General features: G+C 62.1%; 19 protein-coding genes. 6 read left to right on the top strand and 13 right to left on the bottom strand.

The window, feature by feature from the left end; translation table 11 throughout:
• Window positions 1–9 precede the first annotated feature (9 nt).
• Window positions 10–3,075 (top strand): multidrug efflux RND transporter permease subunit, encoded by a 3,066-nt coding sequence (locus BLS27_RS11915; protein WP_090344911.1) that lies wholly within the window; start codon window positions 10–12, stop codon window positions 3,073–3,075.
• A gap of 116 nt (window positions 3,076–3,191) precedes the next feature.
• On the opposite strand, the gene BLS27_RS11910 is transcribed toward BLS27_RS11915, so the two are convergent.
• The 5 genes from BLS27_RS11910 to colR form a co-directional block, all read right to left on the bottom strand.
• Window positions 3,192–3,419: a hypothetical protein gene (locus BLS27_RS11910; protein ID WP_070576137.1), complete on the bottom strand. Its 228-nt coding sequence runs from the start codon at window positions 3,417–3,419 to the stop codon at window positions 3,192–3,194.
• Window positions 3,416–4,117, bottom strand: a complete 702-nt coding sequence (locus tag BLS27_RS11905) for a lipopolysaccharide kinase InaA family protein (RefSeq protein ID WP_043213550.1) — start codon at window positions 4,115–4,117, stop codon at window positions 3,416–3,418. The genes BLS27_RS11910 and BLS27_RS11905 overlap by 4 nt, the downstream gene beginning before the upstream one ends.
• A gap of 6 nt (window positions 4,118–4,123) precedes the next feature.
• A complete protein-coding gene (locus BLS27_RS11900; protein WP_043213548.1) occupies window positions 4,124–4,804 on the bottom strand; it encodes a class I SAM-dependent methyltransferase in 681 nt (226 codons plus the stop codon).
• 106 nt (window positions 4,805–4,910) lie between these two features.
• On the bottom strand, window positions 4,911–6,239 hold the full coding sequence (locus BLS27_RS11895) for a sensor histidine kinase (RefSeq protein ID WP_043213545.1): 1,329 nt from the start codon (window positions 6,237–6,239) through the stop codon (window positions 4,911–4,913).
• Complete coding sequence (gene colR / locus BLS27_RS11890) at window positions 6,229–6,912, bottom strand: two-component system response regulator ColR (RefSeq protein ID WP_043213544.1); 684 nt, start codon at window positions 6,910–6,912, stop codon at window positions 6,229–6,231. Before colR ends, BLS27_RS11895 begins: the two co-directional genes overlap by 11 nt.
• Before the next feature lie 177 nt (window positions 6,913–7,089).
• Here colR and BLS27_RS11885 point away from each other — a divergent pair, with 177 nt between their 5' ends.
• Complete coding sequence (locus tag BLS27_RS11885) at window positions 7,090–7,818, top strand: phosphatase PAP2 family protein (protein WP_043213542.1); 729 nt, start codon at window positions 7,090–7,092, stop codon at window positions 7,816–7,818.
• A 158-nt stretch (window positions 7,819–7,976) separates the two neighbouring features.
• On the opposite strand, the gene groL is transcribed toward BLS27_RS11885, so the two are convergent.
• The 5 genes from groL to BLS27_RS11860 form a co-directional block, all read right to left on the bottom strand.
• Window positions 7,977–9,620, bottom strand: coding sequence for a chaperonin GroEL (gene groL, locus BLS27_RS11880; protein ID WP_043213539.1), 1,644 nt, complete (start codon window positions 9,618–9,620; stop codon window positions 7,977–7,979).
• A gap of 50 nt (window positions 9,621–9,670) precedes the next feature.
• Window positions 9,671–9,964, bottom strand: a complete 294-nt coding sequence (locus BLS27_RS11875; RefSeq protein ID WP_009395550.1) for a co-chaperone GroES — start codon at window positions 9,962–9,964, stop codon at window positions 9,671–9,673.
• Window positions 9,965–10,240: 276 nt separating this feature from the next.
• Entirely contained in the window at window positions 10,241–10,702 is a 462-nt protein-coding gene (locus tag BLS27_RS11870) for an FxsA family protein (RefSeq protein ID WP_043213533.1), read from the bottom strand.
• A gap of 66 nt (window positions 10,703–10,768) precedes the next feature.
• Window positions 10,769–11,500, bottom strand: a complete 732-nt coding sequence (locus tag BLS27_RS11865; RefSeq protein ID WP_090344909.1) for a HugZ family pyridoxamine 5'-phosphate oxidase — start codon at window positions 11,498–11,500, stop codon at window positions 10,769–10,771.
• 142 nt (window positions 11,501–11,642) lie between these two features.
• Window positions 11,643–12,650, bottom strand: coding sequence for a DUF481 domain-containing protein (locus tag BLS27_RS11860; protein ID WP_090344907.1), 1,008 nt, complete (start codon window positions 12,648–12,650; stop codon window positions 11,643–11,645).
• A 153-nt stretch (window positions 12,651–12,803) separates the two neighbouring features.
• On the opposite strand from BLS27_RS11860, the gene BLS27_RS11855 reads away from it, so the two are divergent.
• A complete protein-coding gene (locus BLS27_RS11855) occupies window positions 12,804–13,157 on the top strand; it encodes an MGMT family protein (RefSeq protein ID WP_070576155.1) in 354 nt (117 codons plus the stop codon).
• Between the two features lie 43 nt (window positions 13,158–13,200).
• The gene (locus BLS27_RS11850) at window positions 13,201–14,748 is read left to right on the top strand and encodes an AmpG family muropeptide MFS transporter (protein WP_043213525.1); all 1,548 of its coding nucleotides are present in this window, start codon (window positions 13,201–13,203) and stop codon (window positions 14,746–14,748) included.
• A gap of 80 nt (window positions 14,749–14,828) precedes the next feature.
• Here the strand turns inward: BLS27_RS11850 and BLS27_RS11845 are convergent, their stop codons facing one another.
• The 3 genes from BLS27_RS11845 to BLS27_RS11835 all read right to left on the bottom strand — a co-directional run bounded on the left by BLS27_RS11845 (window position 14,829) and on the right by BLS27_RS11835 (window position 17,698).
• Complete coding sequence (locus BLS27_RS11845) at window positions 14,829–16,064, bottom strand: MFS transporter (protein ID WP_090344905.1); 1,236 nt, start codon at window positions 16,062–16,064, stop codon at window positions 14,829–14,831.
• A gap of 193 nt (window positions 16,065–16,257) precedes the next feature.
• Window positions 16,258–17,100: a mechanosensitive ion channel family protein gene (locus BLS27_RS11840; protein WP_043213521.1), complete on the bottom strand. Its 843-nt coding sequence runs from the start codon at window positions 17,098–17,100 to the stop codon at window positions 16,258–16,260.
• A 112-nt stretch (window positions 17,101–17,212) separates the two neighbouring features.
• The gene (locus BLS27_RS11835) at window positions 17,213–17,698 is read right to left on the bottom strand and encodes a YajQ family cyclic di-GMP-binding protein (protein ID WP_043213519.1); all 486 of its coding nucleotides are present in this window, start codon (window positions 17,696–17,698) and stop codon (window positions 17,213–17,215) included.
• A gap of 97 nt (window positions 17,699–17,795) precedes the next feature.
• Here BLS27_RS11835 and BLS27_RS11830 point away from each other — a divergent pair, with 97 nt between their 5' ends.
• Window positions 17,796–18,713, top strand: a complete 918-nt coding sequence (locus BLS27_RS11830; protein WP_090344903.1) for a putative 2-dehydropantoate 2-reductase — start codon at window positions 17,796–17,798, stop codon at window positions 18,711–18,713.
• 39 nt (window positions 18,714–18,752) lie between these two features.
• Window positions 18,753–20,783, top strand: a complete 2,031-nt coding sequence (locus tag BLS27_RS11825; RefSeq protein WP_043207541.1) for a sensor histidine kinase — start codon at window positions 18,753–18,755, stop codon at window positions 20,781–20,783.

The raw sequence follows: 20,783 nt of genomic DNA, 5'->3' as shown, positions 1-20,783 counted from the left end.
GAGGCTGGCATGGCGTTCACCGACCCGTTCATCCGCCGCCCGGTCCTGGCCAGCGTGGTCAGCCTGTTGATCCTGCTGCTGGGCTTCCAGGCCTGGAGCAAGCTGCAGATCCGCCAGTACCCGCAGATGGAAAACGCCCTGATAACGGTGACCACCGCCTATCCCGGGGCCAATGCCGAGACCATTCAGGGCTATATCACCCAACCTTTGCAACAGAGCCTGGCCAGCGCCGACGGCATCGACTACATGACCTCGGTGAGCCGCCAGAACTTCTCGGTGATCTCGGTCTATGCACGCATCGGCGCTGACACTGACCGCCTGTTCACGCAACTGCTGGCCAAGGCCAACGAGGTACGTAACAAGCTGCCCCAGGACTCCGAAGACCCGGTGCTGAGCAAAGAGGCCGCCGACGCCTCGGCCCTGATGTACATCAGCTTCTACAGCCAGCAGATGAGCAACCCACAGATCACCGATTACCTTTCGCGTGTGATCCAGCCCAAGCTGGCCACACTGCCTGGCATGGCCGAGGCGGAAATCCTCGGCAATCAGGTGTTCGCCATGCGCATCTGGCTGGACCCTGTGAAGCTGGCAGGCTTTGGCCTGGCGGCCACCGACGTGACCAACGCGGTCCGCCGCTACAACTTTCTCTCCGCTGCCGGCGAAGTCAAAGGCGAGTACGTGGTCACCAGCATCAATGCCACCACCGAGCTCAAATCCGCCGAGGCCTTTGCCAAGCTGCCGGTCAAGACCATCGGCGACAGGCGTGTGCTGCTGGGCGATGTAGCGCGGGTGGAAATGGGCGCGGAGAACTACGACACGGTCAGCTCCTTCGACGGCACGCCTTCGGTGTACATCGGCATCAAGGCCACCCCCGCCGCCAACCCGCTGGAGGTGATCAAGGAAGTCCGGCGGATCATGCCGACGCTGGAAGCGCAGTTGCCGTCGAATCTCAAGGTCTCCATCGCCTACGACGCGACCTTGTTCATCCAGGCTTCCATCGATGAGGTGATCAAGACCCTCGGCGAGGCCGTGCTGATCGTCATTGTCGTGGTGTTCCTGTTCCTGGGTGCCCTGCGCTCGGTGCTCATCCCGGTGGTGACCATTCCGCTGTCGATGATCGGCGTATTGTTCTTCATGCAGATGATGGGTTACTCGCTGAACCTTTTGACCTTGCTGGCCATGGTGCTGGCCATCGGCCTGGTGGTGGATGACGCCATTGTCGTGGTGGAGAACATCCACCGGCACATGGAAGAAGGCAAGACGCCCTTCGAGGCCGCCCTGGAAGGCGCTCGGGAGATCGCCATGCCGGTGGTGTCGATGACCATCACCCTGGCGGCGGTCTATGCCCCCATCGGCTTTCTCACAGGCCTGACCGGCGCGCTGTTCAAGGAGTTCGCCCTGACGTTGGCCGGGGCGGTGGTCATCTCCGGCATCGTCGCCCTGACCCTGTCGCCGATGATGTGCGCCCTGCTGCTGCGCCACGAACAGAACCCCAGCGGTCTTGCCCATCGCCTAGACGTGCTGTTCGACGGCCTCAAGGTCCGCTACCAACGCCTGCTGCACGGCACCCTGAACAGCCGGCCGGTGGTGCTGGTGTTCGCCGTGATCGTGTTGTGCCTGATCCCGGTGCTCTTGATGTTCACCCACAACGAACTGGCGCCGGACGAGGACCAGGGGGTGATCTTCATGATGAGCAATGCCCCGCAAACGGCCAACCTGGACTACCTCAACGCCTACACCGATCAGTTCACACCGGTGTTCAAGACCTTCCCCGAGTACTACTCATCGTTCCAGATCAACGGCTTCAATGGGGTGCAGAGCGGTATCGGGGGCTTTCTGCTCAAGCCCTGGAACGAACGCGAGCGCACCCAGATGGAGTTGTTGCCGCTGGTGCAAGCCAAACTGGAAGAAATCGGCGGACTGCAGATCTTCGGCTTCAACCTGCCGTCGCTCCCGGGCACAGGCGAAGGCCTGCCGTTCCAGTTCGTGATCAATACCGCAGGCGACTACCCTGCCCTGCTGGAGGTGGCCGAACGGATCAAGGCCCGCGCCCAGGCATCAGGCAAGTTCGCCTTCCTCGACATCGACCTGGCCTTCGACAAGCCCGAGGTGGTGGTGGACATCGACCGGGACAAGGCAGCGCAGATGGGCGTGTCCATGGATGATCTGGGCGGCACCCTAGCAACGTTGCTGGGCGAGGGCGAAATCAACCGTTTCACCCTTGAGGGGCGTAGCTACAAAGTCATCGCCCAGGTCGAACGGCCCTACCGGGACAACGCCGGCTGGCTGAACAATTACTACGTGAAGAACGATCAGGACCAGTTACTGCCCTTGTCGACCCTGATCACCGTCAGCGACCGCGCAAGGCCCCGCCAGCTCAACCAGTTCCAGCAACTGAACTCGGCGATCATCCAGGGCTTTCCACTGGTCAGTGTCGGCGAGGCGCTGCAGACCGTGCAGGCGATCGCCAAAGAGGAGGCGCCGGAAGGGTTCTCGTTCGATTACGCTGGCACCGCACGGCAGTTCGTCCAGGAAGGCAGCGCCTTGTGGGTCACCTTTGGTCTGGCGCTGGCGATCATCTTCCTGGTGCTGGCGGCGCAGTTCGAAAGTTTCAGGGATCCGCTGGTGATTCTGGTCACGGTGCCGCTCTCCATCTGCGGCGCCCTGTTGCCGCTGTTCCTCGGCGTTTCGAGCATGAACATCTACACCCAGGTGGGGCTGGTGACGCTGATCGGCCTGATCAGCAAGCACGGCATTCTGATCGTCGAGTTCGCCAACCAGTTGCGCGAGCGGATGGGCGTGGATGCCCGCGAGGCCATAGAAGTCGCCGCAGCCATACGCCTGCGGCCGGTGCTGATGACCACCGCAGCTATGGTATTCGGCATGGTGCCGTTGATCCTGGCGACCGGGGCCGGTGCGGTCAGCCGCTTCGACATCGGCATGGTCATCGCCACCGGCATGTCGATCGGCACATTGTTCACCCTGTTCGTGTTGCCCAGCATCTACACGCTGTTGGCGCACCGGACCGTGGCGACGTCTTCACGGGTACCCCCGGTCCCACCAGGTCCGCCCTGATCCCTTTGGGAACGGGTTTTACCCGCGATGCGGTCGACACAAACAAAATTGGCGGGCAATAAAAAACGCCAGGGGCCCTTCATTGGGCCCCTGGCGCTTCACCATCACGCGCTCGATCAACCGAACGGTCGCAGCCCTTGGCGCATACCGAACAGGAACAGCAACAGGTCATGATCCGGCTGGGCCGTATTCTGCTGCTTCACTTCGCGGGGCACCGCGCACAGGCCACCGATTTCGGCCTTGCTGAACACCGCCGGTCTAGGCTCTTCCCACGCCGCCACAGCAGCGGTGGTCACTGCCAGTGCCGCGACCAGGAACAAAGCTCGAGCGATTTCTAGTTTCATTGCTCTAACCCTTTGACAGCGCTGCCAAACGCCATCTGGTAAAAATAGAGCAGGCTCTGCCACTGTGCATCGTTGAGTGACGAATGGCGCCGCAATTGGCGCAGGTCCTTGGCGGCTGCGCGCTGGCAACTGATGCGCCGGCGGCACTTTTCCAGGTCCAGCAGCGCGACTTCGGCCCGGGCCTTCTCGCCCTCGCCGATGACCTTGACGAACACATGCTTGCCATACAGGCAGCCGTGCTGCCAATGGCCCAAGTGCATGCGCGCCAGATTGTCGGCCAGCTCCTTGAGCATGCGTTCGTGCAGCACTTGCGGGTAACGCTCGCGGGCGCCTTCGGCATGCCAGGTGTCCAGGTCGACGAACCCGTCGAGCGCCTCGCTCACCAGCAGGGCTCGCCATTGGTGATCGGCGCCGCGCTCGGCGCCAGCGAACACCAACCGCGGCACACGCACGCCAAGCTGCTCGAAACTGTTCAGGGCATCCAGCTCACGCAGTACCGTCGGGCGGCCGAACGGATGGCGCAGGCTGCGATAGATGTGACCGACCTGACGCTTGGCATACAGGACCTTGCCCTTCGCGTCGCTCAGACGCTGCACACCACTCTCCCCACCGCGCCGCTGGTTGGGCTCCTCCACCCATTCACCCTGTTGCTGCCAGTAGTACTCGAAATCGGACATCGCATTGCCGGCCACTGCCATGAACACCTACCCCTTGCGTAATACGTATACCCGCCACATCGCATACAACGGCAGGAAATCCAGACGGTCCTGAATTCTGAAACCGGCTGTAACAAACTCATTTTCGATGGTATCGACCGGCAACACAAAGCGATTTTGATAACTGCCCTGCGCGGCCTTCGCACTGCGCCGATGCTCGAGCTTCTTGCGTCGCCAGGCCTTGAAGTTGCCATCGACCCACAGCGACAGGATCACGCTGTCGCGGCTGACCCGATGAAACTCCGAGAGGATCGTCTTGCGGTGGGCGGCATCGCCGATGTGGTGGAACAGGCGCATGCAGAAAATGCTGTCCACCGCGTTGTCCGGCAAATCGATAGCGAATGCGGAAGTCTGCAAGGGGCGCACCCGGGCAACCACCTCTGGCGGCTGGGAAGTACAGGCGGTCTCGATCATGTCGGCGGAATTGTCGGCGCCGATGATCACCCGATTGGGCTTTTCCGCCAATAGCGGCCAGAAACGCCCTGCACCACACGGCAGGTCGAGTACCAGGCCAGGCTCCCCTGCAAGCGCCAGGGCGCGGCGGGCCAGTTGTTCGTCACGGTAATGGGAAAGGCGGCGTGCCAGACCATCTTGATGCTTGAGGAAGTACTCCTGGGCATGCTGACGGTCATACTTCTCGGAAAATGGGAGTTTGATCGGGCTCCGCATTGGGCATCTCCTGATTCAATTCCACCCACTCTACGGAGCGAAGCGTTGGAATCAGGTTATGCCCATGTGAAAAATCCGTCATGCCTGCAACAGCATATTTCAGGTATCACCCCAACAGTGGGGCTTGGTCGCCGGCCTCGCTGTCCGCTGTAATCGCCTTGCCCCTGCTCAGGTCCACCTGGAAGCGACAGCCATGAGGCAACGTCGCCGTCAGGGTGACGCGCCAGCCCTGGTCGTCGCAGATCCGCTGCACCAGCGACAAGCCCAGACCCAGGCCCTCGCCACGGCGTTCGTCACCGCGCACGAAGGGGCGGAACATCGCTTCGCGCTGCTCCTCAGGGATGCCCACACCGCTGTCCTCGACGCTGAAACCGTTCGGTTCCAGGCTCAGACGAATGTAGCCACTGTCGGTGTAGTGGGCGGCATTGCGCAGGAGATTGCCCATCACCGATTGCAGGAACGTCGCGTTGTACAACACCGGGCTCGCACTGACCCGGCCGTCGTAATAAAGGGTCAGGCCCTTCTGTTCGATGGTATCGCGCCAAACCCCTACCAGGTCGTCGGCCACTTCGCTCAAGGTCGCCTGCGAAGCGACAGCGCCTTCATCGCGCTGGGCACGGGCCAGCATCAGGAAGGTCTTGACCAGCTCACGCATCTCCTCGGTCGCCCGCGCGATGCGCTCCACCTGGCTGCGTGAACGGCTGTCCAGGTTGGGATTCTCCATCAGCAGTTCGCAGGAGGTGGCGAGCACCATCAGCGGCGTGCGCAGCTCATGGCTGACATCGCTGGTGAACAACCGCTCGCGGGTCAGTGCATCGCGCAAGCGGCCGAGCGTATCGTCGAAGGCCACGGCCAACTGCCCGACCTCGTCCGCGGCATAGTCCGGGGCCAGCGGGGGTGCCAGGCCCAGCAACTGGTCCCGGTGGCGGACCTGCCGGGCCAGGCGGATCACCGGGGCCATCACTCGCCTTGCCAACAGCCAGCCCAGGGTCACCGCCAATACCAGGCTGAGCACGAAGCCCACCACCACGACCGCGAACAGCACCCGCTCGCGCTCTTCGAAATCGCTCTGGTCCTGCAGCAGCACGTAGCGCCGGCCATCGACGATCTCGACCATCGCGTGATAGGAAAGCTGGTCGCGGAACACCTCGTGGAAGCCCGGCGTCAGGTGCCGCAAGTCCTTGGGCAGTTCGAAATCGTCACGCCCGCCACTGAAGTAGAACAGCTGGTCAGGACGGGGCCGATGGCTCCAGTCGCTGATGCTGTCCATGCGCAACAAGCGCTGCAGATCGCCACCGAGCACGGCGGAGATCAAACGCTCCTCGACCAGGTGGACCGTGGCGACGATGCCGAAAGCGAAGGCCCCGGCCACCAGGGCGCTCATCAACGCAAAGGCGATGATGATGCGCTGGGCAAGACTTTGCTTAAACTCCATCACGGCCCTCGGCGAGGCGATAGCCGACGCCATGGACGGTATGCAGCAACGGTTTCTCGAAGGGTTTGTCGATGACCTGACGCAACTGGTGTACATGGCTGCGCAAGCTGTCGCTGTCGGGACAGTCGTCCCCCCAGAGGGCTTCTTCCAGCACCTCGCGGCGCAGCACGTGCGGACTCTTCTGCATCAGCACGGCCAGCAGCTTGAGGCCGACCGGGTTGAGCTTGAGCAGGCGGCCCTGGCGAGTGACCTCCAGGGTGTCGAGGTCATAGCTCAGATCAGCGACCTGCAACGTGCGTCGGCCGCCCCCCTGGGAGCGTCGCAGCACTGCCTCGATACGCGCTGCCAGCTCCGACAGGGCAAAAGGCTTGAGCAGATAATCGTCGGCACCGGAACGGAAGCCCTGCAGGCGATCATCGAGCTGATCGCGGGCGGTGAGCATGATCACCGGGGTATCACGGCGGGCATCTTCGCGCAGGCGTTTGCACAGGGTGTAACCGTCGATCCCAGGCAGCATGATATCGAGCACGATCAGGTCGTAGTGTTCGGTCGCGGCAAGATGCAGCCCTGACAGGCCATCCTGAGCGCAGTCGACGGTATAGCCTTTCATCCCAAGGTAGTCGGCCAGGTTGGCGAGGATATCGCGGTTGTCTTCAACCAGTAGAATGCGCATCGGTTTCTCCTGTACGACGCTTTCGCTCTGCGCGGCAGGCGCAGCTTAAGGCCATCGCCCGCGCCGCGCCAGCCTTAGGGCATTTGGCCGTTGCTGACGTATTTTTCACTGATCCTTCACGAACCCAGGATAGCCGCAGGCCGACAATGCCCGGCATTTATCGTCCCTGGAGTCGTCATGCAAGAAACCACCCGCCCCCGCCCGATCAACCTCTGGTTGTACCTGGGTATTCCGCTGGCCACCGTGGTGGCCCTGCTCCTGAGTGAGTGGACCTCTTTGGACATGGACGTGGCCAATCTGGCCTTCGACCCAGTGGCTGGGGCATTCATCGGCCGTCATAGCTATTTTCTGGAAAACATCCTGCATGACCGGGTCAAGCAGATCGTGATCGTCATGGGTTTGCTGTCCATTGTCGCCTTCATCGCCAGCTTCTTCTGGTCGCGCCTGTTCGGCTGGCGTCGCGAACTGGGTTGCCTGGTACTGGCGCTGGCGCTCTCCACCTCCTTCGTCACCCCACTCAAGGCGGTGACCGAAGTCCAGTGCCCCTGGAGCCTGAGCCAGTTCGGCGGCAAGGAAACCTATAGCAAATTGATGGAGCATCGTCCGCAAACCGACAAGCCTGGCCGCTGCTGGCCAGGCGGCCACGCGGCAACGGGTTTCAGCCTGTTTGCGCTGTTCTTCATGCTGCGCGATCGCAGACCACGTCTGGCCCGTGCAGCCTTCACCGTAGCGTTCGTGACCGGTACCGTGCTGTCCATCGGCCGTATGCTGCAAGGGGCACACTTCCTGTCGCACAACGTGTGGACGGCGGTTTTCTGCTGGTTGATCGGGCTGGGCTGCTATTACCTGGTCTTGTATCGCCGAGGCATTGCGCTGGAGGCAGTGCCTCAACGCAGCGTGGCCTGAAGGAGCACTGTGCGCCCCATCGCAAACTGTCGCCTGCTGCCACATCGATCTGTGGGAGCGGGTTTACCCGTGAGAAGCTGCGCCACCGGAGCAAAACACACGCCCAAGAAAAAGCCCCGCACTAGGCGGGGCTTTTTCATGCAGCGGGTGAGGCTGGCTTACATCATGCCGCCCATGCCACCCATGCCGCCCATGTCAGGCATGCCGCCTGCAGCTGGCTTGTCTTCCGGCAGGTCGGCAACCATGGCTTCGGTGGTGATCATCAGACCACCGATCGAAGCTGCGGCTTGCAGAGCCGAACGGGTGACCTTGGCTGGGTCCAGGATACCCATCTCGATCATGTCGCCGTATTCGCCGGTAGCAGCGTTGTAGCCGTAGTTGCCCGAACCTTGCTTGACCTTGTCAGCGACAACGCTTGGCTCGTCGCCGGCGTTGGCAGTGATCTGGCGCAGCGGTGCTTCGACCGAGCGACGCAGCAGAGCGATACCGACGTTCTGGTCTTCGTTGTCGCCTTTGAGTTCGGCAACGGCCTGCAGAGCGCGAACCAGGGCAACACCACCGCCAGGCACCACGCCTTCTTCGACGGCTGCGCGGGTAGCGTGCAGGGCGTCTTCAACGCGGGCTTTCTTCTCTTTCATCTCGACTTCGGTGCCAGCACCGACCTTGATCACGGCAACACCGCCAGCCAGCTTGGCCAGACGCTCTTGCAGCTTCTCACGGTCGTAGTCCGAAGAGGTTTCTTCGATCTGGGCACGGATCTGCTTGACGCGTGCTTCGATGTCAGCGTCGGAACCTGCGCCGTCGATGATGGTGGTGTTTTCCTTGGACAGGATGACGCGCTTGGCGTTACCCAGGTGCTCCAGGGTGGTGGTTTCCAGGGTCAGGCCGATTTCTTCGGAGATGACCTGGCCGCCAGTCAGGGTGGCGATGTCCTGCAGCATGGCCTTGCGGCGGTCGCCGAAGCCAGGTGCCTTGACAGCCGCGACCTTGACGATGCCGCGCATGTTGTTGACGACCAGGGTAGCCAGGGCTTCGCCTTCGACGTCTTCAGCAACGATCAGCAGCGGACGGCCGGCCTTGGCAACGGCTTCCAGCACTGGCAGCAGTTCGCGGATGTTGGAGATCTTCTTGTCGACCAGCAGCAGCAGCGGGCCTTCCAGCTCGGCAACCATGGTGTCCGGCTTGTTGACGAAGTAAGGCGACAGGTAGCCGCGGTCGAACTGCATGCCTTCTACGACGGACAGTTCGTTTTCCAGGCCCGAGCCTTCTTCGACGGTGATGACGCCTTCTTTACCGACTTTTTCCATGGCTTCGGCGATGATTTCACCGATGGAGCTGTCGGAGTTGGCGGAGATGGTACCTACCTGGGCGATGGCCTTGGAGTCGGCGCAAGGCTTGGACAGGTTCTTCAGCTCGGCGACGATGGCAGCAGTGGCCTTGTCGATGCCGCGCTTGAGGTCCATCGGGTTCATGCCGGCGGCAACGGCCTTGAGGCCTTCGTTGACGATGGCCTGAGCCAGAACGGTAGCGGTGGTGGTGCCGTCACCGGCAGCGTCGTTGGCCTTGGAAGCGACTTCCTTGACCAGCTGGGCGCCCATGTTCTCGAAGGCGTCTTTCAGCTCGATTTCCTTGGCAACGGAAACGCCGTCCTTGGTGATGGTCGGAGCGCCGAAGCTCTTGGCCAGGACAACGTTACGGCCTTTCGGGCCCAAGGTCGCTTTTACTGCGTCAGCCAGAACGTTAACGCCAACCAGCATTTTTTTACGGGCGGAATCGCCGAATTTTACGTCTTTAGCAGCCATGATCGTTTAATCCTTGAATTCTAGAATGCTTCTGGAAACCGGGAGGGGAATCAGCCTTCGACGACAGCGAGGATTTCGTTCTCGCTCATCACCAGCAGGTCTTCGCCGTCGACTTTGACGGTGTTGCTGCCCGAATAAGGGCCGAAGACCACTTTGTCGCCCACTTTGACGGCCAGGGCACGAACTTCGCCGTTGTCCAGGATGCGACCGGTGCCGACGGCGACGACTTCGCCGCGGTTTGGTTTTTCAGCGGCCGAACCCGGCAGGACGATACCGCCAGCGGTTTTCGATTCTTCTTCGCTGCGACGGATGACGACGCGGTCATGCAGAGGACGAAGCTTCATTGTCGATCTCTCCCAAATTGTGGTTTTCATCGGCCGGTGTCGATACCGGCGGGTTGATACGGTCCGGCGTTGCCGGTCAGGGCTCGCACGGGACGAGCCCCGTATATATGTCTGGTGTCGCCACCAGAAACCTTGCGGTGACCCATACATGTGGTCGGCAAAATCAATTACAAGGCTTGGCTCGGAAAATTTTTCATCGACTTGAAAAAAGCGAGGGCCGCGTCGCCTTCCATCGCAGCTTTACCTGCGATCGAAGGCGATGCGGCCCCTGGAACGTTACTTGTCGTGCCGCTCGTACTCACCCTCGATCACATTGGGGCGATGGCCGGCATCGTTGGGACGAGGCTGGAACGGGTCATCCTGGAAGGCCCGCTGGCGCATGGCCTGGGCTTCGGCGCGCTGACGCATCTTGCGTGCGGCGAGATGACGGGTGAAAGGCAACAGGCACAGCAGGCCCAACACGTCGCTGATGAAGCCCGGCAGCAACAGCAGGCCACCGCCCAGCGCCAGCATCATGCCCTGGAACATGTCCTCGGCGGGCAGTTCGCCGCGCTGCAGACTCTCACGGGCGCGCAGGGCGGTGGCCAGCCCGGCCACCCGCATGACCAGCACACCCAAAGCGGAACCGGCGATGATCAGCAGCAGCGCCGGGAAGAAACCGATGGCGGCACTGACCTTGACGAAGACGAACAGCTCCAGCACCGGAAAAATCAGAAACAGCAATAGAAAAGCACGCATCAAAGGATCCTCGGCGGAAGAAAACCTTCCATTACGACCACCAGATGGATGCGTGGACTCGGCATTTCAACCCTCGACTTTCGCCGTAACCGGCCATTGGTCGGCGCGGGCCAGCAAGACCAAGGCTTCGCGAACCTGTATCGGCGTATTGCAAACCTGGGGGAAAGCCAACCAGTGGATACCCTGGCCGATGCGAAGGTGCATGCCCTCGCTGTCGATGCCGACCAGCTCGGCAGGTGCGGTGCGCGGCAGGTCGGTCAGCGCTACGTAATGCGCAATGGCATTGGCGTGATCACTGTTCATGTGCTCGATCATGCTCGCCTCGACCTTGCCGGCGAAGGGGTTGGCCAAGGTGACCTGGTCGAGCCAATGGATTGCGCCGAAACCACCGATGTAGCGGTGGCGCACTGGCTGCAGGACCCAGAAATCGAAATCATGGGCCTTGTGGTAGTTGGCCGCTTCGGGAAAGTAACGGTAATAACGCTCGGCCGCCGCTTCGATGGCGGCCTCGTCGGTGAGCTTGTGCGCCTCGGCCATCACCGTCAGGCGCCCTACCGCCTGGACATCCTCGGCATCGCGCTCGCCCACCAGCAGAGAGCACTTGGCATCTTTCTGCAGGTTATGCGTGTGCTGGGCGATGCGGCTGATGAGGATCAGCGGGTGCCCCTCGGCGTCAAGGCAGTACGGCACCACGGAGCCGAACGGATAGCCGGGCATGGATTTGGAATGGGTCGAAAGCACGCCGCGGTATTCCTTGAGCAGGAGTTCTCGGGCGGGGCGCAGGGCGTTGTCACTCACGAAAGGCGCTCCTGGTGGCGGACTGTTGGCTGACAAGATAAGCATTATCCCTGTCGGGTGCCATAGATTCCCCACGCGCCAGGGCGCACTGCCTTGCTCCCTGGCGCTCTGTTCGCGAAGGGCTGCGTGGCAGCCCAGGCGCTTACCAGGTCACGCCAAAGCCTGCGGTGTAGCGGGTTTTGTCCAGGTCGCTGTCACGCGTGCCGCTGATGATGTCTCTCTCTGCCTTGAGGTTGAGCGAGGCCCATTCGGTGACTTTGTAGCGCAGGCCTGCCTCGGCATCCAGCGCATAGTTCGCCACACCGCCCAGCGGTTTACCCACCTCGCCGCGGGTGAACAGCTCGACACTCTTGCCGATCAGATAGCGGTTGTAGTCCCACTTCACGGCAGCGGAATAGAAATTGTCCTTGCCGCCATCGCGGTATTCGAAATCCGTGCGGTTGATCAGCGAGCCAAGGGAGAAAGCCCCCAACTCGTCGTCCCAGAACTGGTAGCCCGGGCCAGTACCCACGGTGCGCTGGCGAGCCAGGTCCTCGACATGGTCACGCTTGTATTCCATACGCCCCTGCCAGAACCACTTGTCGGTGATGAAGCGGTCCAGTGCGTATTCGGCGCTCCAGTTATTGGTGGTGGTGACGTCGTCCTTGGTCTCGCGGTTGTACTCGCCTTCGGCGTTGTGCCGCCAGCGGCCATGGCGGGCGGTGGTCTTGAAGCTGATGTCGTAGTCGTCGGTATCGTTCTCGGCGCGCTTGTAGTCCATGGCAAGGTCCACATTGCCTTTCCACAGGAAGTCTTCGACCAGCGGCTGAGGCTTCATGATCTGCTCGATGCTGGCAAGGTCCACGGTCTTGGGGACATCGCCATTGGCCAGGGTGACCTTGCCGGGCTCGGCGGCCTTGAGCGACTTGGCCTTTTCACCGCTATAGGCGTCCTGCTTGACCAGCAGTTCCTGGTCGCTTTCCAGGGTCTGCACTTGCTTCCAGTCCAAGGCGATGGCACCGCCGTAAGTGGTTTGCAACAACAGCTTGCCACCATCGAAGACCTTGATCGTGCCACTGAGCCTGTCGCCGTTTTTCATCCATACCGTGTCGGCAAACGCCGGCACGCAGGACAAGACAGCGAGAATGAAAAGCAGGGTTCTAGAATACATAAGCTGACTACAGGTTCGATTTGACGAAAAAAGCCGGGCATTATCCAGATCGCCACGACCAGAGCAAGGACAGACCCAGACCATGCCGTTGAGTTCCACTCTCATTTATCCCGACCGTTGGTCCGCTTTCATCTGCAGGCCAGGGGGCCTTTGATGTCCGGTTCATCACACGCCTCCACCGACGAGGCCCAGGCCCGACGAATGGCGCTGTACTCGGTGCTCGGCGAGATTCCACCCGGCAAGGTGGTCAGCTACGGTGAGCTGGCCGAGCTCGCAGGGCTCGGCCGCGCGGCGCGTTGGGTGGGTCGCACTCTCGGACAACTGCCTGCAGACACCCGCTTGCCCTGGCATCGGGTGCTCGGAGCCGGCGGTCGCCTGAGCCTGGCATTGGGCACCCCGTCAGGAGACGAACAGCGCGCACGATTGCGTGCAGAAGGCGTGACAGTCAGGAACAATCGCGTGGATATGTCGCGTCACGGCTGGCGTCCAATGGAGCACAGCGGTTAGAGTGCGCGTTTTGTTTTCGCAAACTTGAGGCAGATGTTGGCCCATGCCCCGTAAAACCTGGCGCGCTGCGCTCGCTGCCTATGCCAGCCCGTCGACCTTGGTGCTTTTGTTGCTCGGCTTCGCCGCCGGCCTGCCCTACATGCTGGTGTTTTCGACATTGTCGGTCTGGCTCCGGGAAGCCGGCGTTGCCCGCGAAACCATCGGCTATGCCAGCCTGATTGGCCTGGCCTACGCCTTCAAGTGGGTCTGGTCACCGTTGCTCGACCAATGGCGCCTGCCAGTGCTCGGCGCTCTGGGCCGTCGCCGCTCTTGGCTGCTGCTTTCACAGATGCTGGTGATGATCGGCCTGGTCGGCATGGGGCTGTGCGACCCGCAAAAGCACCTTTCCTGGCTGATTGCCCTGGCCGTGCTGGTGGCGTTTGCCTCGGCCACACAAGACATCGCCGTCGACGCCTACCGCCTGGAAATCGCCGATGACCAGCGCCAGGCCGCCCTCGCCGCCAGTTACATGGCCGGTTACCGGGTCGCCGCCCTGCTCGCCACCGCCGGCGCCCTGTTCTTCGCCGAATGGTTCGGTTCCACCGGCTTTAGCTACCTGCATCAGGCCTGGACCGGCACATACGTACTGTTCGGCGTGCTGATGCTGCCAGCTGTGTTCACCACGCTGGTGATGCGCGAACCGCCGGTGCCCATGCGCACCCAGCTGTCGGCGGCGCGCTATGGTCTGGTACACCAGCTGGCGTCGGTGTTCGTGCTGATCATCCTGCTGGTATCGGTACCGGCGAGTTTCACCCAGATGTTCAATACCGGATGGTCGAGCGTGATTTCCGGCGACGCGACGGTTCTGGACCTGCTGATCGAGGACCGTGCCTTCCTGCGCCTGATTCTCTATGTGCTGCTGACCTGGGCCTGCCTGTCGTCCCTGGGCCGGCGGGGCCTGGCGCCTGTGCTGACACCGGTCAACGACTTCATCCTGCGCTATCGCTGGCAGGCGCTGCTGCTGCTGGGCCTGATCGCCACCTATCGCATGTCGGATACCGTGATGGGTGTGATGGCCAACGTGTTCTACATCGACCAAGGCTTTACCAAGGACCAGATCGCCAGCGTCAGCAAAATCTTCGGCTTGATCATGACCTTGGTCGGCGCGGGTATCGGTGGCCTGTTGATCGTACGCTTCGGCATCCTGCCGATCCTGTTCATCGGCGGTGCGGCATCGGCGGCGACCAACATCCTGTTCCTGATGCTGGCCGATATGGGTCCGAACCTGGAGATGCTGGTGGTCACCATCTCGCTGGACAACTTCAGCTCGGGCCTTGCCACCTCGGCCTTCGTCGCCTATCTGTCGAGCCTGACCAACCTGAAGTTCTCGGCGACCCAGTACGCCCTGCTGAGCTCGATCATGCTCTTGCTGCCACGTTTGATCGGTGGCTATTCGGGCGTGCTGGTAGAGAAGTTCGGCTACCATGACTTCTTCCTGATCACCGCCCTGCTCGGCGTGCCGACCCTGATCCTGATCGCCTTGCACTGGCATCAGGAAGCCGGTCGAGGCAAACAGGCGCCGGTGGAAGACTCCGCGGCCGAGCGCCCTTGAGGAACAGGGGCCGCCTTGCGGCCCCCCAAACCCAGGGTTTGCTTTCCAGTGAGTGAGTACGGAAATATTTCGTACAGCGCCTAGGCCACGGCTCCTTCGCGCCCACCCACCACGTACCACAACGGCCACAGCGCTAGCGCCCCGGCAATACCTGCCGCCAACGCGAAGTGCAGCAGGCTCGCCCCCGCCCCCAACATCGCCAGCAACGCGCCACCGAGCCCCAACAGGGCAATGGTGATCATGCCCAGCATGGCCGATACCAGCCCCTTGCTCTGCTCGCTGGAGAACAGGGTCATGCGGTACAGGACCGCATTGGCCACCCCCAGGCCCAAGGCATACAGGGACATCCCCGCGACCAGGCTGGTCACCGTCGGCCAGGTCCAGGTGGCCACGACCATCAGGCACAGCCCCGCCAGGTAGGGCCACAGCGCACCGCGTACCAGGCTGGGCAACGGATAGCGGTCGGCGATGCGGTTGATGATCAAGTTGCCCAGAATCAGCCCGCCAAACACTGGCAATTGCCACAGCGCATACTCCATCGTGCTCAGGCCCTCGTCACTGATCAACAGCACAGGCGACAGGCCGATCCAACCGATCAGTGGCAAGCCCACCAAACCCAGCGCCGCGCTGCCCGCGACGAAGCGGCGGTTGGCCAGCAACTGGCCATAACCCGCCAGCAGCGGCAACAGGTGAATCGGCGTGAAGGGCAACCGCGAGCCATCGCGCCGCTCTACGCCCAGAGTCTCCGGCATCAACCGGTACAGCAGCAGCCAGGTCAGCACCGCGCCAGCGGCGAACGCCAGGAACAACCAGCGCCAGTCCAGCCATTGCAACAGCAAGGTGCCCACCAATGGGCCCAATAGCGGCGATAGCAGGGCGATGTTGGCCAACAAGGCCATCATGCGTACCGCATCGGCTTCGCTGAAGGCCTCGTTCAGCGCCGGGTAGCTGACCGTGACGACGAAGCCCAGACCTACGCCCTGCAACAAGCGCAGCAGATTGAACAGGCCAATGTCGTGTACCCAGTACGTGGCCAGGCAAGCCACGCCAAAGAACGCGCAACCAGCCAGCAACAGCGGGCGACGACCGTAGCGATCGGCCAGCGGACCGATCAGCCATTGCAACAGTACACCGCCGAGCAGGTACAGGTTCAGGGCGTGGGGAATGTACTCGGGGCTGGCCTTGAGGTCGTCGACCACCACGGGCATGGCGGGCATGACCGCATCGCTGGCGAGATACGTCAGCAATTCGAACAGGGCCAGGGTAAGTGCGAACAGCAAGGCTCGCAGGGGCGTGATATGCAGCAATGGCTTCATGATGAAAAACAGCTGGAAACAGGAGGGATCAGCCTATATGCCAGAAATGACAGGATCAGGCTGTGAACAAGTGTAATGGAGAGAAAACGCATCGCGGGGCAAGCCCCACTCCACCGATCGTATGCGCGCTGACCACTTGCGCTGCATCGGTAGGAGCGGGCTTGCCCCGCGACAGTACGTCGTGCGGTGCAGCTTACTGCACAGCCGGCTCCTGCACCACGCGGATGACCCGCTGCGGGAAGGGAATGTCGATACCTTCGGCCTTGAGGCGATCGCGAGCATGCTCGTTGAGCATGAACATCACGTCCCAGTAATCGGCGGTCTTGACCCACACACGCAGGGACACGGTGATCGCACTGTCGCCCAAGGTGGAGATCACCGCCTGCGGGGCGGGATCCTGCAGGACCCGTGGATCCTTGGCCAGGTCCAGCAGGACATTGCGGGCTTTCTGCAGGTCGGCGTCATAATCGACGCCCACATCGAACACGACCTTGCGGGTGGGCTGGCGGTTGAAGTTGGTGACGATACCGTTGGACAAGCTGCCGTTGGGCATGATCACGGTCTTGTTGTCACCGGTGCGCAGCACGGTGTGGAAGATCTGGATACTGTCGACGGTGCCGCTCACGCCCTGGGCTTCGATCCAGTCGCCGATACGGAACGGGCGGAACAGCAAGATCAGCACGCCGCCCGCGAAGTTCGCCAGACTACCCTGCAGGGCCAGGCCGATGGCCAGGGCAGAACCACCGATGGCCGCCACGAACGAGGTGGTCTCGATGCCGATCATCGAAGCCACACTGATCGCCAGCAGAATCTTCAGCACGATATTGGCGATGGTACTGATGAAGCTTTGCAGCGCCGGATCAGGGTTGCGCATCCCAACCAGCTTGCCCAAGCGAGCGCTGAGCTTGTTGGTGACCCACCAACCAATGGCCAGGGTCACCAGCGCGAGCGCCACACGGCTGCCGTATTCCATGATCAAAGGGATCCAGGTCTGCGATTGGCGGACCAGCTGATCGACTTCAGCGTTCAAATCCATATTCATCTCCTGATGCCGGATGACACATACACGAAAAAACAGGCCGCGGAAATTCCGCGGCCTCAGGGCCTCATGGACATCAATACGCCATCAAGGTTCCTGCGATACCTGATCAGTCGCGGAAGTTGTTGAACTGCAGCGGCATGTCGAACTCCTTGGTGCGCAGCAGGGCGATGGCTTCCTGCAGGTCGTCACGCTTTTTCCCGGTGACGCGCACCTGCTCGCCCTGGATGGCGGCCTGGACCTTCAGCTTGCCGTCCTTGATGGTGGCAACGATCTTCTTGGCCAGATCCTTGTCGATGCCCTCGCGGAACTTGGCTTCCTGCTTCATTTCCTTACCCGAAGGGTAGGCGTCCTTGACTTCCAGGCACTTGACGTCGATCTTGCGCTTGACCAGTGCCAGGCGAAGGATCTCGATCATCGCCTCGAGCTGGAATTCCGCCTCGGCGGTCAGAAGCACGGTCTGCTCCTTGTCCTTGAACTCGAAGCTGCCCTTGCCCTTGAGGTCGTAGCGACGGTCCAGTTCCTTCACCGCGTTGTCCACGGCGTTGGTGACTTCGTGCTTGTCCAGTTCCGATACCACGTCGAACGAAGGCATGGTTGTTCTCCAAAAATAAAAGCGCGCTCGGTCGGATGGAGCGCGCCAGGTTTGACGGTTAAAATGCGGGCTCATTATAACGGGTTGCGAAACGCAGATGAGCAGCACCTGGCATATTCTCGGCGCCGGTAGCCTCGGCAGCCTCTGGGCCTGTCGCCTGGCCCGCGCGGGCAAGGCGGTCCGCCTGATCCTGCGTGACGAGCAGCGCCTGGCCGCGTACCAGGCCGCCGGCGGCCTGACCTTGCTGGAGCAGGACCTGACCAGCCACTACGCGATTCCCGCCGAAACCGACCAGGCCCACGCGCCTATCCACCGCCTACTGGTGGCCTGCAAGGCGTATGACGCCGCGCCTGCCATCGCCCGTCTGGCGCCTCGCCTGGCCGCGGGCGCCGAATTGGTGCTGCTGCAAAACGGCCTGGGCAGCCAGGATGAAGTGGCCGATCAGGTGCCTCACGCCCGGTGCATCTTCGCCTCCAGTACCGAAGGCGCCTTCCGCGAGGACGACTGGCGCGTACGCTTTGCCGGGCAAGGCTTCAACTGGCTGGGCGATCCCGTGAACCCGTCCGTGCCGCAATGGTTCGACGATCTGCACGATGCCGCCATCCCCGCCGAATGGACGGTGGATATCCTCACCCGCCTGTGGCGCAAACTGGCGCTCAATTGCGCAATCAACCCGCTGACTGTACTTCACGACTGCCACAACGGTGGTCTGCTGGCACACCTGGAGCAAGTCTCCACCCTGTGCGTCGAACTGGCCGATCTGCTGCGTCGTTGCGGCCAGCCAGAAGCCGCCGAGGGCCTGGATGAACAGGTGCAACGGGTGATTCTGGCCACCGCGGCCAACTACTCTTCCATGTACCAGGATGTTCGCCATGGCCGTCGCACCGAAGTGCACTACCTGCTTGGCCACGCCTGCCGGGCCGCTGCCCGCCATGGCCTGGAGCTGCCGCACCTGGAACAGTTGCACCAGCGCCTGGTCGATAACTTGAAGGCCCGTGGCCTGCCCAGCGACTGACGCTGGCCCTTCAACCGCACAGAGGACGCACCCTCGCCCATGACCTTGCGCCAACGCCTGGAAAATCTCCCGGTCGGGCAGAAACTGCTGGCGGCCCTGCTGGTACTGCTGGTCACCATCCTGCTGGTGGCCAACCTCACGTTCATCAGCGCCGCCTACTGGATCACCCAGGAAAGCATGGCGCCCCAAGCCCTGCAGACCATCGGCCGGCTGGTGTCCAACCCTCAGCTGTCGGCCCGCGCCGGCGACTCACCGCAAACGGCCACGGCACTGCTCAAGGAGCTCGACAGCTACACCCCGTTGCGTGCGGCGGCCTTGTACGGCAGTGACGGACGCATGCTGGCCCAACTGCAACACGGCGAGCCGCTGGCGCTGCCCAAACGCTTTCGCAACATCGATGGCTGGCGCCTGATGGAGTTTCGCAGCACCCAGCTGATCCGCCTGCCTCGCGACGGCGGCCCGCCAGCGCACCTGCTGCTGGTGGCCAGCAGCGAATTGCCCGTGGCCTTCTACACCGGCACTCTGACCGCCAGCCTGGCGATCCTGGTGTTCAGCATCCTGCTGTGGATGGTCATTGCCCGGCAAATCAAGCGCCTCATCACCCAACCGATCAACCAGCTGGAGGAGCTTAGCCGTCAGGTCACCCGCGAGGAGAGCTACGCCTTGCGCGCCCAGCGTGGCAACGACGACGAGATCGGCAGCCTGGCCGAGGCGTTCAATACCATGCTCTCGCGCATCGAGGCGCGCGAGCAGCAGCTCAAGCGCACGCGTGACGAGTTCCAGATGGCCTATGACCAAGCCCAGGGGTTGGCCGAGGAAACCCGCCATACCAACCGCAAGCTGGAGCTGGAAGTCCAGGTGCGCAGCAAGATCGAGAAAAAACTCACAGGCTTCCAGAACTACCTCAACAGCATCATCGACTCCATGCCCTCGGCCCTGATCGCCCTGGACGAGCAGCTCTACGTGACCCAATGGAACCACGAAGCGACCGTGCTCTCGGGCACGCCCCTGGATGAGGCGTTGAACCAGCCGATCTTCATTGCCTTCGAACCGCTCAAGCCGTTCCTCCCGCAGCTCAAGGAAAGCGTCGAGAAACACCGGGTGGCGAAAATCGAACGGGTCACCTGGCCCAAGGGCGAGGACCTGCGCCACTATGCCCTGACCTTCTACCCCTTGACCGGCGGCGGAGGCCGGGGGGTGGTGATTCGAATCGACGACATCACCCAGCGTCTGTCGCTCGAAGAGATGATGGTGCAATCGGAAAAAATGCTGTCGGTGGGGGGGCTGGCCGCCGGCATGGCCCATGAGATCAACAACCCGCTCGGGGCCATCCTGCACAACGTACAGAACATTCGCCGACGGCTATCGCCTGAACTGCCACGCAACCAGGAGCAGGCCGCGGAGCTGGACATCGACCTGGCGACCGTCAACCGCTACCTCGAAAGCCGCGACGTACCGCAGTTGCTCGACGGCATCCAGCAGGCCGGTGCACGGGCGGCGAAAATCGTTACCCACATGCTCAGCTTCAGCCGCCGCAGCAACCGACAACTGGTGCCCTGCGACTTGCCGGCCCTGATCGACCAGGCGGTGGAAATCGCGGGCAACGACTTCGACCTGACGGTCGGTTTCGACTTCAAAGGGCAAAACATCGTGCGCCAGTTCGACCCCGCATTGGGGCCGGTGCCCTGCACCGCCAACGAGCTGGAGCAAGTGCTGCTGAACCTGCTCAAGAATGCAGCCCAGGCCATCCATCAACGGCCACAACCAGCCGAACCTGGGCGTATCGTCCTGCGTACCCGGCTCAACCCGCCTTGGGCGGAAATCCAGGTCGAAGACAACGGCGTCGGGATGCCGGAGTCGGTGCGCAAACGCACCTTCGAACCATTCTTCACCACCAAGGAGATCGGCCAGGGCACAGGGCTTGGCCTGTCGGTTTCGTACTTCATCATCACCAACAACCACAAGGGGCAGATGGAGGTTCACTCCGCACCCGGCCAGGGCACCTGTTTCACCCTGCGCCTGCCCCTAGGTCAGCCGGCACCGATGGCGTCGGCCAACTCGGAGGCATGA

The organism is Pseudomonas guariconensis, from assembly GCF_900102675.1.
GTDB lineage: Bacteria > Pseudomonadota > Gammaproteobacteria > Pseudomonadales > Pseudomonadaceae > Aquipseudomonas > Aquipseudomonas guariconensis.
The sequence above is the reverse complement of the archived record's forward strand: the minus strand, read 5'-3'. Positions and strand labels throughout refer to the sequence as shown.